This window comes from Bradyrhizobium sp. MI1.4, assembly GCF_055811315.1.
This window is the reverse complement of the sequence record NZ_JBVVPP010000051.1, coordinates 38,470-53,684: the sequence shown is the minus strand read 5'-3', so window position 1 is coordinate 53,684 and position 15,215 is coordinate 38,470. Positions and strand designations below refer to the sequence as shown.

Genomic DNA, 15,215 nt, shown 5'->3' with positions numbered 1-15,215 from the left:
ACCCCGCCCGGATGTCCCCCCGGGCGGGGTCAACCGTTTTGGACCTTGGAATTTGTTGCAGTCCCGTCACATCGCGGTGCGAACCATCTCCTGCGACAATCCGCACTAGTTGCTACTGCGAATTAATCGCAATAAGGTTTCCAGAGACTCAGGGGCTTGGGAAGAAATCGCGCCGGATCGAGATCATCTCGACCGATCGCGGAGCACCTAATCCTGATGACAGGGTCGCCGCGAATCGGCAGGGATAGTGCGGCGAGTGGACACACTCGCTTTGGGGGCGTGCGTTTTGACGTTGAGGGGTCACCGTTACAGGTATTTGCGAACGGCCGCGGCGATTGCCACGGGCGTCTTGACTTTGCCCGCCAGCAGCCGCGCGGCTGATCTGCCGCTGAAGGCACCGGCGCTGAAGGCCGTCTATGACTGGACCGGCCTCTACATCGGTGCGCATGCCGGCTACAGCCTCGGCTCGTCGCGCTTCGCGCTGAACGACGGCACAGGCATTAGCGACAGCGGCGTCTTCAGCGGCATGATCGGCGGCGTGCAGGCCGGCTACAATTACCGGCTCAATTCCGGCTGGCTCCTCGGCGTCGAAGGCGATTTTTCGTTTCCGAACTACATCACTTCCAACTCGATCGTGTCCTTCCTGGCGACACCCGCCAACACCGTCACGCAGCAATGGGACTACACTGCGAGCCTGCGCGGCCGCGTCGGCTACACCAGCGGTCCCTGGCTGGTCTACGCCACCGGCGGCTTTGCATGGATGGGCGAGCGCTATTTCGACACGCCGGCCGCAGGCGAAGCAGTCCCGAAAATCCTGAACACGCGGCCCGGCTGGATCGCGGGTGCCGGCATCGAATACGGCTTTGCGCCGCATTGGAGCGCACGGCTCGAATATCTCTATAGCCGCTTCGACGGCGCCAATGTCGCCTTCTCCACAGGTGCCCAATACAATTCGTCGTCGCTCGACTTCCAAACGATCCGGCTCGGCCTCAACCGCAAGGTCGATTGGCCGGGCATGCCGGGCTACAATCCCAAGAGCTTGGGGATCGGCTCGCTAATCGACACCGAATCGGATCGCTGGGAGATCCACGGCCAGAGCACTTATCTGCCGCAAGGCTACCCGTCGTTCCCCGCCCTCTACACCGGGCCGAATTCGCTCTCGCCATCAAGGCAGGCCAAGGCGACCTGGAGCAACAGCCTGTTCCTGAACGCAAAGCTGTGGGACGGCGGCGAGGTCTACTACAATCCCGAACTGCTGCAGGGATTTGGATTGAACGACACGGTCGGCGCGGCCGGTTTCCCCAACGGCGAGGCGCAGAAGTCGAACTTCCCCTATCCGCACTACAACACATCGCGCCTGTTCGTGCGCCAGACATTCGGCTTTGGCGGCGAGCAGGAAGAGCTCGCGAGCGGCCAGTTGCAGCTCGGACAGAAGGTCGACGTATCCAGGCTCACGGTGCAGGCCGGCAAATTCCCGGTGATCGACGTGTTCGACGGCAACGCCTACGCCAAGGACACCCGCAAGGACTTCATGAACTGGTCGCTGTGGGCGCCAGGCGCCTTCGACTATTCCGCCGACAAGGTCGGCCTCACCTACGGCGTCACCGCCGAGCTGAATCAGAAGCAGTGGGCGTTGCGCGGCGGCTACTTCCTGATGGTCGCCGAGTCCAATTCGAATCATTTCGACACCAGGGTCGGCGAGCGCGGCCAGTACGTGCTCGAGCTCGAAACGCGCTTCTCCCTGCTTGGCCAACCCGGCAAGCTCAGGACCATAGGCTGGCTCGACAGCGCCAACATGGGCAGCTTCCGCGAGACGCTGGACAATCCCGCGCTCAACCTCGACATCGCGCAGACCCGGCGCGGCCGTCTGAAGTATGGCTACGTGCTCAACCTCGAGCAGGCGATCACCGAGGATGTCGGTCTGTTCGGCCGTTGGAGCTGGAACGACGGCAAGACCGAGACGCTGGCCTTCACCGACATTCACCGCAGCCTGTCTGGCGGTCTTTCGATCAAGGGCACGAAATGGGGCCGGCCCGATGACGTGATCGGCGTCGGCGGCGCCATCAATGCCATCTCGCAGGACTATCGCGACTTCCTGGCCGCCGGCGGCCTCGGTGTTCTCATCGGCGACGGCGCGCTCAACTACCGCCGCGAGCGCATCCTCGAAACCTATTACGCCTATGCGCTGAACAAGAGTCTCACCCTCACTGCCGACTACCAGCTGATCGTCAACCCCGCCTACAACGCCGATCGCGGCCCGGTGTCGGTATTTTCCGGGCGGCTACACGGCGAGTTCTGAGCGCTTCCGGCTACGTGACTTACGCAGCCCGGATCGCGTCCAGGAACTTCCCGACCTCGACCTTGAGGCGGCCGCTCTCGCCGGACAGCGACTTCGCTGACGCGAGCACGGTGGAGGAGGCCGATCCGGTCTGGCTCGCGCCGCGCTGCACGTCGACGATGCTGGCGGAGACCTGTTGGGTGCCGCGTGCCGCCTGCTGCACGTTGCGGGAAATCTCCCGCGTCGCCGCGCCTTGCTGCTCGACCGCGGAGGCGATCGCCGATGCGATCTCGGACATGCGGGTGATGGTGTCGCCGATCGACTTGATGGCGCCGACGGAATCCTGCGTCGCGCTCTGGATTCCCGTGATCTGCTGGCTGATCTCGCCGGTGGCCTTGGCGGTCTGCTCGGCGAGCGCCTTGACCTCGGAGGCGACCACGGCGAAGCCGCGCCCGGCCTCGCCGGCGCGCGCCGCCTCGATCGTTGCATTGAGCGCCAGAAGATTGGTCTGGCCCGCGATCTGGCTGATGAGCTCGACCACGTCGCCGATCCGGCCGGCCGCCTTGGCGAGTTCGCCGACATAGTCGTTGGTCCGCGCAGCCTGCTGCACCGCTTCGCCGGCCACCCGCGCGGAGTCCTGGACCTGCCGGCTGATCTCGTCGACCGAGGACGCCATTTCCTCCGCGGCCGCGGCGACGGTCTGCACGTTGCTGGAGGCCTGCTCGGAGGCGGCTGCAACGGTCGCGGTGACCTTTTCCGATTGATCGGCGGTGCTCGTCAGCGTTCCCGCCGACACTTCCAGCTCCGACGATGCCGACGACACGGTGTTGATGACGTCGCCGATCAACGCTTCGAAATCGCGTGCGATCTGGTCCACGCGCTGGCTGCGCCGGAGCTTCGCCTCGGCTTCCACCGCGGCGGCCTCATCGGCGGCCTTCTTGGCGGAGAGCGAATCCTTGAAGTGCTGGAGCGAGCCCGCCACCTGGCTGATCTCGTCATTGCGGCCGGTCACGGGAATCTCGACCTCGTGCTGCCCGGCGGCAAGAGTTGCGATCACGTCCGCGAGCCGGCTGAGCGGCGTCACCACGCGCCTGCGCAACATCATCGTCACGCCACCGAGTGTCCCCAGCAGCGCCAGCACCGCCACGCCCGCGAGCGCGAGCATCGCCAGCGCGCCGTCGCGCGCGGCCGAGGCGCGCTCGGCAGCTTCCGCCAGCGCGGCATCGCGGACGCCGTAGAACATCTGGATGGCGGGGACGATGATGTTGGCCAGCTCTTCGGCATTGATGCCGTACTTGCCGTCGCCACGTGCCGCGGGCATCTCCTTGTCCACGGCAGCGGCTGCTTTCCCGAAATAGGAATCCGTCGCCGCCTTCAGCGCGGTGGCGATCCGGGGCGGGCTTCCGAGCTGGTCGATGCCGGCCTCGATGCGCTCGCGGTCGGCCTCGACACGTCCCTGCATCCGATCCATCAGCGACAATTCGGCCGCCGTGAGCGGTCGGCGAGCGCTCAGCGCCGGCGACAGCGTGGCGGCGCGGCTGCCGGCCGAGACGCGCAGATCCTGCGCCGTTCGCGCCAGGCTCAACAGCGCCGCAAGCGAGGAATCGGCATTGATGACCTTGGCTTCAAGCCGGTTCATGATCGGCTCGATATTGCCGATGACCTCGGCAACGCCTGGAAGGAAGCCCTTGATTACAGCGCCGTCGCGCGTCGCCAGGGGCACGCTCATCGCGCGATCTGCCGCCGTGATGATATCCTTGAGCCGCCGCGCAGTACGGTCCAGGTTTTCGATCATCGCTCCGGAATCATCCAGCACCATGATGGCGCGCCTTGCCCCCTCGAACGCGCCATCGACCGCTTTCGCCGCCTTTGCGGCGGCTTCGATCTGGACCTGCGTCGCAGAATTCTCCTGGAAGATCGGGGAAATGTAGGGAGCACGAAGGCCGGCAACGTGCTGACTGACCATCAGGGTCGCACCGAAGGCCTCGACCGTCTTGATCGCATCGGAGCGGTTCGTGAAGATGCGCGCCTGGGGTATCAGCACCTCGGCGCCAAGGATGACTGCAAACACCGTCACCGTCAGCATCGACAGCGCAAAGAGCTTCCCGATCCGCATTCTGATCCCCGAATACATTCCTGCAAATGCCGAGAACCTAGCTGGTGGCCGCTAAGAGCCCGTTAAGCAACGGCATGCCCGTAGTTCCGCGGGGTATTGGGGAGTGCCTTCGGGGACGGGGTCGCCGAAGTTCCTTCGCGATGCCCGATGGGACAGAATCATCGGCATTTCTTCCTCGAATACCTATATCAAGACCTGTGCGGCCATCCTCGCCACACTCCCTTACCTCGGAACATCAATGCTCTCCGCCGAACTCGCCATCGTCGTCGTCCTGATCGTCATCAACGGCTTGCTGTCCATGTCCGAGCTGGCCGTAGTCTCGTCGCGCCCGGCCCGGCTGTCGATGCTCGCCGCCAAGGGCGTCCGCGGCGCCGAGCGGGCGCTGACGCTCGCGGCCGATCCCGGCAAATTCCTCTCGACGGTGCAGATCGGGATCACGCTGGTCGGCGTGCTCTCCGGCGCGTTCTCGGGCGCGACGCTCGGACAGCGGCTGACGCAATGGCTGCTCGAGCTCGGCCTGTCCGCAGGAATTGCCGACATCGTCGGAGTGGGCCTGGTCGTCACGCTCATCACCTACGCCACCCTGATCGTCGGCGAGCTGGTGCCGAAGCAGGTGGCGCTGCGCGACCCCGAGAGCATCGCGGTCAGGGTTGCACCCGCGATGCACGTGCTTGCGAAGGTCTCGCTGCCGCTGGTCTTCCTGCTCGATCTCTCCGGCAAGCTGATCCTCACGCTGCTCGGCCATGGCGGCAAGTCTGAAGAAAAAGTGTCAGAAGATGAGATCCATCACCTCGTCAGCGAAGCCGAAAACGCAGGCGTGCTCGAGTCAGGTGAAAAGGAGATGATCGCGGGCGTGATGCGGCTCGGCGACCGGCCGGTCGGCGCGATTATGACGCCGCGCACGGAGGTCAACGAGATCGACCTGAACGATACGCCGGAAAGCATTCAAGCGACCATCGCCAAGAGTCCGCATTCACGCTTTCCGGTGTCCGACGGCGACCGCGACAAGCCGATTGGCGTGCTTCAGGCCAAGGACCTGCTTGTGGCCTTCATGAACGAGCGCACGCCGGATTTGCGCGTGCTGGTCCGCGAGGCGCCCGGCATTCCCGCCTCGGCCGATGCCCGCGACGTGCTGGCGATCCTGAAGGCTGCACCGGTGCATGTCGGCCTCGTCTACGACGAATACGGCGCCTTCGAAGGCATCGTGACGACGGCTGACATTCTGGAATCCATTGTCGGCGCCTTCCATTCCGAGGAAGGCCCGCCGGAACCGGCCTACGTCAAGCGCGCGGACGATTCGCTGCTGGTCTCAGGCTGGATGCCGGTCGACGAATTCGGCGAGCTGCTCGGCATCGAACTGCCGCCGCACCGCTACAACACCGTCGCCGGCCTCGTGCTGCAACAGTTCAACGTGCTGCCTGATGTCGGCGACGCCTTCGACTTTGGCGACTGGCACATCGAGGTGGTCGATCTCGACGGGCGGAGGATCGACAAGATTCTGGCGAGCCGGCGGAGCGAAGTAGAGACGGGGTGAGCCACTCTCGTCGTCCCGGACAAGCGCAGCGAAGCGGAGCGCAGATCCGGGACCCATAGCCACAGGATTGAGCTTGGCGAAGACTGGTAGTTGCGCGGTGCTGCTGTCTGCGCATGATCGACAGATCACGCGGTATGGGTCCCGGATCTGCGCTGGCGCTTGTCCGGGACGACGGCGGAGTTTGTGGTTAGAGCTTGCGCCAAGCTCTAGACCCTCACCCGAACCTCACCCCGATCCGCTTTTCCTTGCGCCAGATCACGGTGCAGGCGAGATGTTTTCCGTCGGCCTGCACAAGCAGGCTGAAATGGTCGGGGATGCCGACGGGACTGCTGACGTCGAGCGCGGCGCCGGTATCTGACAGGTTGCGGATAGTGCAGTCGATCGCGCCGCCGCCGCCGAACTCGATCGTTCCGGCCTTCAGCACGCGATGCCTTGCCTTGTCGCGCCGCTCGTCCATGGGAACAATCTACACCCAAAGTTGAATCAAACGTTAAACGCACCCCCTCGCGATGCTTTTGCGCGCGCGGCCGCGGCCCTGCAAGTGGACCGGCGTCCTACAGCGCCGGCTGGAACGTCTCCGTCCGTGCCATCCGCCAGGCGTCGCGGAAGCGTGGGTCTTCGGTGCCTTCGAGCAGTTCGCCCGGACGCAGCGACGGATAAAGCTGCGCGAAGGATTTCACGTCCGTCGTCGAGGTGCGCTGGGAGAAGTGGATCGGGCGCAGCTGCTGCGGATGTTCGAGACCGGCCGCGGCGATCAGCTCGGTCAGCGAGTGCAGCGTCGCCAGGTGATAATTGTGCACGCGGTCGATCTTGAGCGGCACATAGAGTGCGCGCGCCCGCGTCGGGTCCTGCGTCGCGACGCCGGTCGGGCAGCGGTCGGTGTGGCAGCTCAGCGACTGGATGCAGCCGAGCGAGAACATGAAGCCGCGCGCCGAATTGCAGTAGTCCGCGCCGATCGCCATGGCGCGCGCCATGTCGAACGCGGTGGCTATCTTGCCGGAGGCGCCGATCTTGATGCGGTCGCGCGCGTTGATGCCGATCAGCGCGTTGTGGACGAAACTGACGCCCTCGCGCATCGGCATGCCCAGATGGTCCATGAACTCCAGTGGCGCGGCGCCGGTGCCACCCTCGTTGCCGTCGACAACGATGAAGTCGGGATAGATGCCGGTCTCGATCATCGCCTTGCAGATCGCCAGGAATTCCCAGGGATGACCGATGCACAGCTTGAAGCCCGTCGGCTTGCCGCCGGAGAGCTTTCGCATCTCGCCGATGAACTTCATCATGCCGACAGGCGTCGAGAAGGCGCGATGCGAGGCCGGCGAGATGCAATCCTCGCCCATGGCGACCCCGCGGATCTTGGAAATCTCCTCCGAGACTTTCGCCGCCGGCAGCACGCCGCCATGACCGGGCTTGGCGCCCTGGCTGATCTTGAGCTCGACCATCTTGATCTGGTCCTGGGTCGCGACGCGCGCGAAGGCTTCGGGATCGAAGGCGCCGTCGAGATGACGACAGCCGAAATAGCCCGAACCGATCTCCCAGATGATGTCGCCGCCCATCTCCGCGTGATAGGGGCTGAAGCCGCCCTCGCCGGTGTCGTGCGCGAAGCCGCCCTTCTTGGCGCCGGCATTCAGCGCGCGCACGGCGTTCGGGCTGAGCGCGCCAAAACTCATGGCGGAAATGTTGAATACCGAAGCCGAATACGGCTTGGCGCAATCCGGGCCGCCGATGGTGACGCGGAATTTCTCCTCGGCATGCGTCTTCGGCGAGACCGAGTGATGCATCCACTCATAACCCTGGCGGTAGACGTCCTCCTGGGTGCCGAACGGACGCTTGTCGAGCTGCATCTTGGCGCGCTGATAGACCACCGCACGGATGTCGCGCGAGAACGGCATGCCGTCCTTCTCGCTCTCGAAGAAATACTGCCGCATCTCCGGGCGTATCTCTTCGAGCAAAAACCGGATATGGGCCGAGATCGGGTAGTTGCGCAGAACGGCGTGGCCCTTCTGCATGAGGTCGCGGACGCCAAGCGCCGTCAGCGCGCCGAAGATCAGGATCGGGATCAGCAGGATGTCGAAGATCTTGCCATCGGCAAATCCGATGCCGGTCAGCAGCGCCGTGACCACCGCGCAGATCGTCAGGACGATGAAGCGCGGAGAGAATGGCAGCAGCAGGGTTTCCATGATCCCCTCTTCCGCCAGCGGCAGCCGTTTGACCGACGGGTTGGGCGATTCCTGCGTTTTGTTCTCGTCGGCCACGATTCCCATCCTCTCGCCAGCATGAGGCGGTACGATACGCCCGCGCCTGTCATACGGATATGACGCGGCGGTTGTTTCACGCTAGCGAATTCGGCGGGGACAAATCAATCAGCCCGATGGGCGGGCTTTTGCGGTGCAGCAGGGCTCGGGAGGGACGGGCATTAACCGGTCAAGGCGCTTTACTCAGGCAAACGTCCTGGCTTTTGCCAGGACGAGACCGAGAGGGCCTACCGCTCGACGAACGCCTTTTCGATCACGAAATGGCCGGGCTTGTTGCCTGAGCCCTCGACGAAGTCGCGGCCTTCGAACATCAGTTTCAGCTCTTCGAGCATCGCCGGGCTGCCGCACATCATGATGCGGTCGGTCGCGATGTCGAGCGGACCCTGGCCGATGTCGTTGAAGATCTGCTCGGAGCTGATGAGGTCGGTGATGCGGCCGCGATTCTTGAACGGCTCGCGGGTCACGGTCGGGTAGTAGATGAGCTTGTCCGCGAGCAACTCCCCGAACAGTTCGTCCTCGCGAAGACCGGCGACGAGCTTCTCGCCATAGGCGAGCTCGGAGACCTGGCGGCAGCCGTGCACCAGCACGATGCTGTCGAACTGGTCGTAAACCTCGGGATCCTTGATCAGGCTGGCGAAGGGCGCGAGGCCGGTGCCGGTCGAGAGCAGCAGCAGCCGCTTGCCGGGAATGAGATTGTCGGTGATCAGCGTGCCGGTCGCCTTGCGGCCGACCAGGATGGTGTCGCCTTCCTTGATCTTCTGGAGACGCGACGTCAGCGGGCCGTCCTGAACCTTGATCGAGAAGAACTCGAGCTCTTCCTCGTGATTAGCGCTCGCCATGCTGTAGGCGCGGAGCAGCGGGCGGCCCTCAACCTCGAGGCCGATCATCGCGAACTGGCCGTTCTGGAAGCGGAAGCCGGAATCGCGGGTTGCGCGAAAGCTGAACAGGGTGTCGGTCCAGTGCTGGACGGAAAGAACCTTCTCTCGGTAAAACGCGCTCATGATTTTCGATATTCCGAATAATTGCGGTTTTAGGGCAAAAGCGTTGCCCGGCCCCTGAAAGCGGAGCGGACACCATTGCCATGGCGGAGGATTTCGCGAGTGTGATCTACGCCATTGAGACCAATAATCAACCTCGTTCCGGATGCAATTGATGCCGGTCAAACCGGCATTTGCGGCGGAAATGATCGCATCATTAGTGGATCTGCTGTCCGGCGTATGCGGAGGGCAATTTCTTTTCCCTCCGGGGCCCGAATACAGCACTTAATTTCCGCCCCGCTCGCGAGAATTTCATTAAGAATAGCTCTGATTTTCTCGGGTTGGCGCCGTTTCCCGGATTCTTCCGGCTTTTGGCGCCAAGAGCGACTGGAACTGGCGACTGCGACTGGCGACAGAGACAACAGAGACACATGGCGAGCAGCGAGCGGATCATCGTCCAGGCGATCAAGCGCTATTGCGCGAACCATGGCATCGCGCTCGATGTCCGCGCCGATGGCTGGCTGCTCGCGATGCGCCGGGGCGAGCAGCGCCACTTCGCGTTCGGCTACGACATCGGCCTCAACAGCGCCATCGCGCACCGACTGGCCAACGACAAATCGGCCACCGCCGAGGTGCTGGCGCTCGAGGGCGTGCCCTGCATTCCCCATCGCCTGTTCCTCAACCCCAAGTTAGGCGAGAAGGTTGTCGGCGTTGGCTGGCGAGAGGCAATGCTGGCGCTGCTTCACGACAATCCGCAAGGCGTGGTGGTGAAGCCGAACGAGGGGACGTCGGGACGATCCGTCTTCAGGGTCACGACGGAAACAGAGCTCGATCATGCCGCTGACGAAGCCTTTTCGATGAGCGCCGGACTCGTGATCTCGCCCTATGCCGTGATCGAGGACGAAGTTCGCGTGGTCCTGCTCGATGATGTGCCACTCGTCGTCTACAGCAAGCAGCGTGGCTCGGATTGGCGGCACAATCTCGATGCAGGGGCAAAGCCCGTGCTGATGCAGGACGGCGACCTTCGCGCAGCCTGCGCAAAGCTCGCCATCGACGCCGCCAAGGCCATCGGCATCACCTTCGCCTCGATCGACCTCGTGCACGTTGACGGCGTCTGGCGCGTGCTCGAGATCAATTCCGGCGTGATGATGGAGACGCTGGCGAAGCTGCATCCGGAGCTGGTGCAGAGGACGTACGATGCCGCGCTGGATCGGGTGTTTGGGGACGAACACTGAGCGACACGCGCGCTGTCGGCTTCAACCAACCGCCAACCGATACGCAGCCTTCGCGTTCACGCCGAACGCCTTCTCCCGCACCTGAGGCCCGAGCTTCATCAGGCAGGCCTCCAGCGCGCCCTTGATCTCACCATAGCTCCCCGCGAGCAGACATACCGGCCAGTCCGAGCCGAAGATCAGGCGATCCTCGCCAAAGCATGTCGCGGCGTGCGCGACGAACGGGAACAGCAGCTCCGCATTCCAGTCGCTCCAAACCGCTTCCGTCGCCAGCCCCGAGACCTTGCACCAGACATTGCCGCACGCCGCGAGTGCCGCGATGCCATTGGACCATTCGTCGCTTCCACCATCGGCAATCGGCGGCTTGGCTGCGTGGTCGAGCACGAAGCGCGCCTGCGGGAACGCTTGCGCGGTTGCGATCGCGGCCGGCAGCTCGCGGATGCGGACCAGGAAATCGTAGGCGAGATCGTGCGCAAACACGGCCGTGAGGCCGCGCTGGACGTCCTCGCGCAACAACCACTCCGGATCGGCCTCGTCATGGACCTGGTGGCGGATGCCGACCAGCTTGTCGCCGCCGGGCAAAGCGCGCAGCCGGTCCAGCGTCTCGCCAAGTGCAGCGTCGGTCAGATCAGCCCAGCCGACGACGCCAATCACCGAGGGCGTCGCATCCGCGATCCGCAAGAATTCCTCGGTCTCCGCCAGGGCGGAGCGGCACTGCACCAGGATGCTCGCGTTAATGCCGTTGGCTTTCAAGAGCGGCGCGAGATCGGCCGGACCGAAGGCACGCCGGATCGGCGTGAGCTCGGGCGCGTCCATCCAGGGATAGTCGGCGCGCGCGGGATCCCAGAAATGCTGGTGAGCGTCGACGATCATGCCTTACGCTCCGCCCGGCAATGGCGCGCGGGCATCGACGAATTTTCGCCCACGCAGCTCCTGCCAGAACGCCGCCGGCACTGCCTCCAACATCGTGATGTTGTCGGCAATTTCCGCGGCATTGCGCCCGCCCGTCACGGCGACCGTGACTGCCGGATGGGCCATGCAGAACTGCAGCGCGGCGGCTTTCAGCTCGGTGCCGTGCTTGCGGCAGAGCTCGTCGAGCGCGAGCGCGCGGGCGACGAGTGCCGCATCGGCATCCTGATAATTGAACTTCGCGCCCGTGTGCGGATTGGCCAGGATGCCGCTGTTGTAGATGCCGCCGAGCAGGATGCCGATATTCTTCGCCGCGCAGACCGGGAACAGCGCATCCAGCGCGCCCTGGTCGAGCAGCGTGTAGCGGCCGGCGAGCAGGAAGCAGTCGACCGGAACGGCCTCTGCAAACCGGACCAGCATGCCCGACTGGTTCATGCCCGCACCGATCGCCTTGACGGTACCGTCCCCGCGCAGGCGCTGGAGCGCGCGGAAGGCGCCGGCGACGGCGTCGTCATAGTGATCGTCGGGATCATGCACGAGCAGGACATCGACGCGGTCGAGCCCAAGCCGCGCCAGGCTTTCCTCCACCGACCGCATCACGCCGTCATAACTGAAATCGAACACCGGCCGCTCGCGCGACGTGCCCTTGTAATGCTCGTCCTCGGCGGCAGCGCCATCGGGCGCACGCAGTAGACGGCCGACCTTGGTCGAGATCGCGTAGGAGTCACGGGGTTGTTGCCGCAGGAATGCGCCAAGGCGTCGCTCCGCGAGGCCAAAGCCGTAGAGCGGCGCGGTGTCGAAGAAGCGGATTCCGAGCGACCAGGCGCTTGCGATGGTCGCTTCCGCATCGGCATCGCTGACGGGGGTGAACAATCCGCCGAGCGGGGCAGAACCGAGGCCGAATGAGGTGACATCGAGCGAGCCGAGCCGCGACCTTTTCATTCCCATTGCCTCAACACTCTTCCGCAACAGCCAAAATCATCTCTCCCGCTTGCGACAAGCGCAAGCGGGAGAGGCACGCAGGAGCGCGGGGCTGGCGACGCTCCTACTTCAACATCTGCGCAACGTTGTCCTTGGTCACGAGATCGAGGCCGGTATAAACGATCTCCGGCACCTTCTCGCCCTTCTTGATGGCGAGCAGCGTGTCCATCGCCTTCTCGCCCATCTCGAACGGACGCTGGCCGACCAGCGCATTGGCGTAGCCATCGCGCAACAGCTCGAGCTGCATCTTCAGCGTATCGGCCACGACAAGCGTGAACTTGCCGGAATCGATATCCTTCTTGTACCTGGACGCGAAGGCCTTGAAGCCTTCGGGGGCGAACATCGGCCAGCCGCCGATGGGAACGATTGCGGCGAGGTCGGGCGTCGCGGTACGCATGTCAGTCATCTGCTGAACCGCCAGCGCGGGATCGTCGTTGCAGAACGTTGGAGAGCCCGCGACCTCGGTCCATTTCGAGCCCTTCAGCGCCTCGCGCACGCCGTCAACGCGTTCGGCGAGGTTCTTGGCGCCGGGACCACCCGAAACCATGGCGTATTTGCCGCCGTCGGGCCGCAGCTTCAGGAGCTCCTTGCCGAGGGCGACGCCGAACTCCTTGTTGTTGGTGCCGATATAGGCGATGCGCTTGGCGCCGGGCGCATCGGCGTCGAAGGTGATGACAGGGATGCCGGCCGCGGTCGCCGCGTCGATCGACTTGGTCATCGCCGCGACGTCGGCAACCGAGATGGCGAGGCCGTCGACCTTCTGGGTGACGAAGTCCTGGATGATCTGGGCCTGCGTCGCCGGCTCGTGCTCGACCGGCCCCTTGTAGATGCACTCGATATTGCCGAGCTCCTTGGCACGCTTCAGGCAGCCGTCGCGCGCGAAGTCGAAGAACGGATTGTTCATCGCCTTGGGCACGATCACGAACCGGTAGTTTGCGGCAAACGCCGGCGTAGCCATCATCGCCACCGCGATGCCGGCAAGTAGAAATTTCCTCATCGTCTCCTCCACCCTTCTTTGGCGCCTGTCCTCTCAAGATCGTCCGGGAAGTGGACAGGCGGCATTTTCGTTGCCGTCCCGGAACGACGTCGTTTCAGATCATCCGCGAGCGGATGCGGTCGACCAATACGGCCAGGATGATGATCACGCCCACCAGCGTCTGCTGCCAGTAGGAGCTGACCTGGGCGAGCACGAGGCCGTTGCGGATCACCTCGAGCAGCACGCAGCCGACGATGGCGCCGAGTGGACCACCGATGCCGCCGGCGAGATTGGCACCGCCGATGACGGCCGCAGCGATCACGTTGAGCTCGTAGGACGTCGCCATGTTGGCCGGCGCCGATCCGAGCCAGCCCGAGATGATGATGCCCTGGAGGCCTGCGGCGAGCGCGCAGATCACATAAACCTCGATCTTCACCCGCACGACCGGGATGCCGGTGAGTTCGGCCGCCTTCTCGTTACCGCCGAGCGCGAACACGTGACGGCCGAACGAGCTGTGGTGCAGCACCACGGCCATCGCCAGCGCGAGGACGATCAGATAAATGAATGGCACGGGCACGCCGAGCACGTCGCCGGAGGTGAGCGCGTAGAAATAACCGGCATCCGGCCCACCGGGAAAGCTGCCCCGTCCGTTGGAGACGACATAGCCGAGCCCGCGCACGATCGAGAGCATGCCGAGGGTGGTGACGAACGGCGACAGGCCGAGCACCGCGATACAGAAGCCGTTGACGAGGCCGGCGAGCAGCGCGACGCCGAGGCCGGCGAGGAGCGAGACCACCAGGATCAGGCCAGGGACATTGGCGAGCACGGTCTTGCCGTCGGCCGCCATGTGCACGAACAGGGATCCCGCCGGCGAGCCGGGCGCCGACAGCTCGGTCATCACCATCGAGGTGATCATGGCGGAGAAGCACATCATCGAGCCGACCGACAGATCGATGCCGCCGGTGATGATCACGAAGGTGACGCCGAGGGTAGCGATAGCGATGAAGGAGAAATTCTTCGCCACGTTCTGCATGTTGCCCTCGGTGAAGAAGTACGGGCTGGCGAAATGCATGACCACCAGCAGCACCGCCAGCGCGAGCAGGACATAGCCGGTCTGGGACGCGAAAATGCCGCGCTGCCACCATCTAATCTTGCCGATGTTCGAGAAGGTGATCGGAGATTCCATGGGCATGGCCATCACGCCGCCTCCTTCGCGCCGGTGATCAGGGCGGTGACTTCCTCGGGGGAGGTCTGGTGGATGGACTTGTCGGCCCGCTTTTCGCCGCGGCGCATGACGATAACTCGATCGCACACCGCGAACACGTCGGGCATGCGATGCGAGATCAGCATCACGGCAACGCCCTGCTCCTTCAGCCGGTGAATCAGGCCGAGCACCTGCTCGACCTGGCGTACCGAGATCGCGGCCGTCGGCTCGTCCATCATCACCAGCTTCGCGTTGGAGAGCCGCGTCCGCGCGATCGCAACCGCCTGGCGCTGGCCGCCCGACATCTGCTTGACGAGATCGTCGGGGCGCGTCTCCGAGCGTAGCTCGCCGAACAGCTCCAGCGCACGCGCCGCCATTGCCTTGTGGTCGAGCAACGCGAACGGCCCGATCCTGCGCTTCAGCTCGCGGCCGAGAAAGACGTTGGCCGCTGCGGTGAGATTGTCGGCGAGCGCAAGGTCCTGATAGACCACCTCGATGCCGACGCCGCGGGCATCGATGGGCCGGTTGAAATGAACCGCGCTGCCCGCGAAGCGGATTTCGCCGTGGCTGGGGCGGAAATTGCCGGCGATGATCTTGACCAGCGTCGACTTGCCCGCGCCGTTGTCGCCCATCAGGCCGACGACCTCGCCGGGAAGGACCTGCATGTCGACATCATGCAGCGCGCGGATCGCGCCGAACTCCTTGCCGATGCCGGCCAGCTCGAGGACCGGTGTCGCTTGTGCATTTATCATC

General features: G+C 64.4%; 12 protein-coding genes. 3 read left to right on the top strand and 9 right to left on the bottom strand.

Annotated elements, in window-relative coordinates; genetic code table 11:
• Window positions 1–316 precede the first annotated feature (316 nt).
• Window positions 317–2,299, top strand: coding sequence for a carbohydrate porin (locus AC0L23_RS32945; protein ID WP_085357435.1), 1,983 nt, complete (start codon window positions 317–319; stop codon window positions 2,297–2,299).
• Window positions 2,300–2,318: 19 nt separating this feature from the next.
• On the opposite strand, the gene AC0L23_RS32940 is transcribed toward AC0L23_RS32945, so the two are convergent.
• Complete coding sequence (locus AC0L23_RS32940) at window positions 2,319–4,394, bottom strand: methyl-accepting chemotaxis protein (protein ID WP_085357436.1); 2,076 nt, start codon at window positions 4,392–4,394, stop codon at window positions 2,319–2,321.
• A 238-nt stretch (window positions 4,395–4,632) separates the two neighbouring features.
• Between AC0L23_RS32940 and AC0L23_RS32935 the strand changes: the two genes are divergently transcribed.
• Window positions 4,633–5,928, top strand: coding sequence for a hemolysin family protein (locus tag AC0L23_RS32935; RefSeq protein WP_085349708.1), 1,296 nt, complete (start codon window positions 4,633–4,635; stop codon window positions 5,926–5,928).
• A gap of 214 nt (window positions 5,929–6,142) precedes the next feature.
• Here AC0L23_RS32935 and AC0L23_RS32930 read toward each other — a convergent pair whose 3' ends face one another.
• The 3 genes from AC0L23_RS32930 to AC0L23_RS32920 form a co-directional block, all read right to left on the bottom strand.
• Complete coding sequence (locus tag AC0L23_RS32930; RefSeq protein ID WP_085357437.1) at window positions 6,143–6,385, bottom strand: PilZ domain-containing protein; 243 nt, start codon at window positions 6,383–6,385, stop codon at window positions 6,143–6,145.
• A gap of 97 nt (window positions 6,386–6,482) precedes the next feature.
• Window positions 6,483–8,192, bottom strand: coding sequence for an FMN-binding glutamate synthase family protein (locus AC0L23_RS32925; RefSeq protein ID WP_198957634.1), 1,710 nt, complete (start codon window positions 8,190–8,192; stop codon window positions 6,483–6,485).
• Window positions 8,193–8,410: 218 nt separating this feature from the next.
• Window positions 8,411–9,184, bottom strand: coding sequence for a ferredoxin--NADP reductase (locus AC0L23_RS32920; RefSeq protein WP_018460095.1), 774 nt, complete (start codon window positions 9,182–9,184; stop codon window positions 8,411–8,413).
• 407 nt (window positions 9,185–9,591) lie between these two features.
• Between AC0L23_RS32920 and AC0L23_RS32915 the strand changes: the two genes are divergently transcribed.
• A complete protein-coding gene (locus AC0L23_RS32915) occupies window positions 9,592–10,395 on the top strand; it encodes an ATP-grasp domain-containing protein (protein ID WP_085357438.1) in 804 nt (267 codons plus the stop codon).
• A gap of 21 nt (window positions 10,396–10,416) precedes the next feature.
• Here AC0L23_RS32915 and AC0L23_RS32910 read toward each other — a convergent pair whose 3' ends face one another.
• The 5 genes from AC0L23_RS32910 to AC0L23_RS32890 form a co-directional block, all read right to left on the bottom strand.
• Window positions 10,417–11,265 (bottom strand): amidohydrolase family protein, encoded by an 849-nt coding sequence (locus AC0L23_RS32910; RefSeq protein WP_085357439.1) that lies wholly within the window; start codon window positions 11,263–11,265, stop codon window positions 10,417–10,419.
• A gap of 3 nt (window positions 11,266–11,268) precedes the next feature.
• Complete coding sequence (locus AC0L23_RS32905; RefSeq protein ID WP_473357934.1) at window positions 11,269–12,243, bottom strand: aldo/keto reductase; 975 nt, start codon at window positions 12,241–12,243, stop codon at window positions 11,269–11,271.
• Between the two features lie 103 nt (window positions 12,244–12,346).
• Complete coding sequence (locus AC0L23_RS32900) at window positions 12,347–13,279, bottom strand: sugar-binding protein (RefSeq protein WP_085384955.1); 933 nt, start codon at window positions 13,277–13,279, stop codon at window positions 12,347–12,349.
• Between the two features lie 94 nt (window positions 13,280–13,373).
• The gene (locus AC0L23_RS32895; protein WP_018460100.1) at window positions 13,374–14,456 is read right to left on the bottom strand and encodes an ABC transporter permease; all 1,083 of its coding nucleotides are present in this window, start codon (window positions 14,454–14,456) and stop codon (window positions 13,374–13,376) included.
• Window positions 14,456–15,214, bottom strand: coding sequence for an ATP-binding cassette domain-containing protein (locus tag AC0L23_RS32890; protein WP_085349702.1), 759 nt, complete (start codon window positions 15,212–15,214; stop codon window positions 14,456–14,458). The genes AC0L23_RS32895 and AC0L23_RS32890 overlap by 1 nt, the downstream gene beginning before the upstream one ends.
• Window position 15,215 lies beyond the last annotated feature (1 nt).

What these genes read in the sequence shown, in the direction of transcription:
- AC0L23_RS32895 (WP_018460100.1), bottom strand. Translation starts at nt 14,456, where the DNA reads ATGGCCATGCCCATGGAATCTCCGATCACCTTCTCGAACATCGGCAAG.
- AC0L23_RS32920 (WP_018460095.1), bottom strand. Translation starts at nt 9,184, where the DNA reads ATGAGCGCGTTTTACCGAGAGAAGGTTCTTTCCGTCCAGCACTGGACC.
- AC0L23_RS32915 (WP_085357438.1), top strand. Translation starts at nt 9,592, where the DNA reads ATGGCGAGCAGCGAGCGGATCATCGTCCAGGCGATCAAGCGCTATTGC.
- AC0L23_RS32910 (WP_085357439.1), bottom strand. Translation starts at nt 11,265, where the DNA reads ATGATCGTCGACGCTCACCAGCATTTCTGGGATCCCGCGCGCGCCGAC.
- AC0L23_RS32900 (WP_085384955.1), bottom strand. Translation starts at nt 13,279, where the DNA reads ATGAGGAAATTTCTACTTGCCGGCATCGCGGTGGCGATGATGGCTACG.
- AC0L23_RS32935 (WP_085349708.1), top strand. Translation starts at nt 4,633, where the DNA reads ATGCTCTCCGCCGAACTCGCCATCGTCGTCGTCCTGATCGTCATCAAC.
- AC0L23_RS32940 (WP_085357436.1), bottom strand. Translation starts at nt 4,394, where the DNA reads ATGCGGATCGGGAAGCTCTTTGCGCTGTCGATGCTGACGGTGACGGTG.
- AC0L23_RS32905 (WP_473357934.1), bottom strand. Translation starts at nt 12,243, where the DNA reads ATGAAAAGGTCGCGGCTCGGCTCGCTCGATGTCACCTCATTCGGCCTC.
- AC0L23_RS32930 (WP_085357437.1), bottom strand. Translation starts at nt 6,385, where the DNA reads ATGGACGAGCGGCGCGACAAGGCAAGGCATCGCGTGCTGAAGGCCGGA.
- AC0L23_RS32890 (WP_085349702.1), bottom strand. Translation starts at nt 15,214, where the DNA reads ATGATAAATGCACAAGCGACACCGGTCCTCGAGCTGGCCGGCATCGGC.
- AC0L23_RS32925 (WP_198957634.1), bottom strand. Translation starts at nt 8,192, where the DNA reads ATGGGAATCGTGGCCGACGAGAACAAAACGCAGGAATCGCCCAACCCG.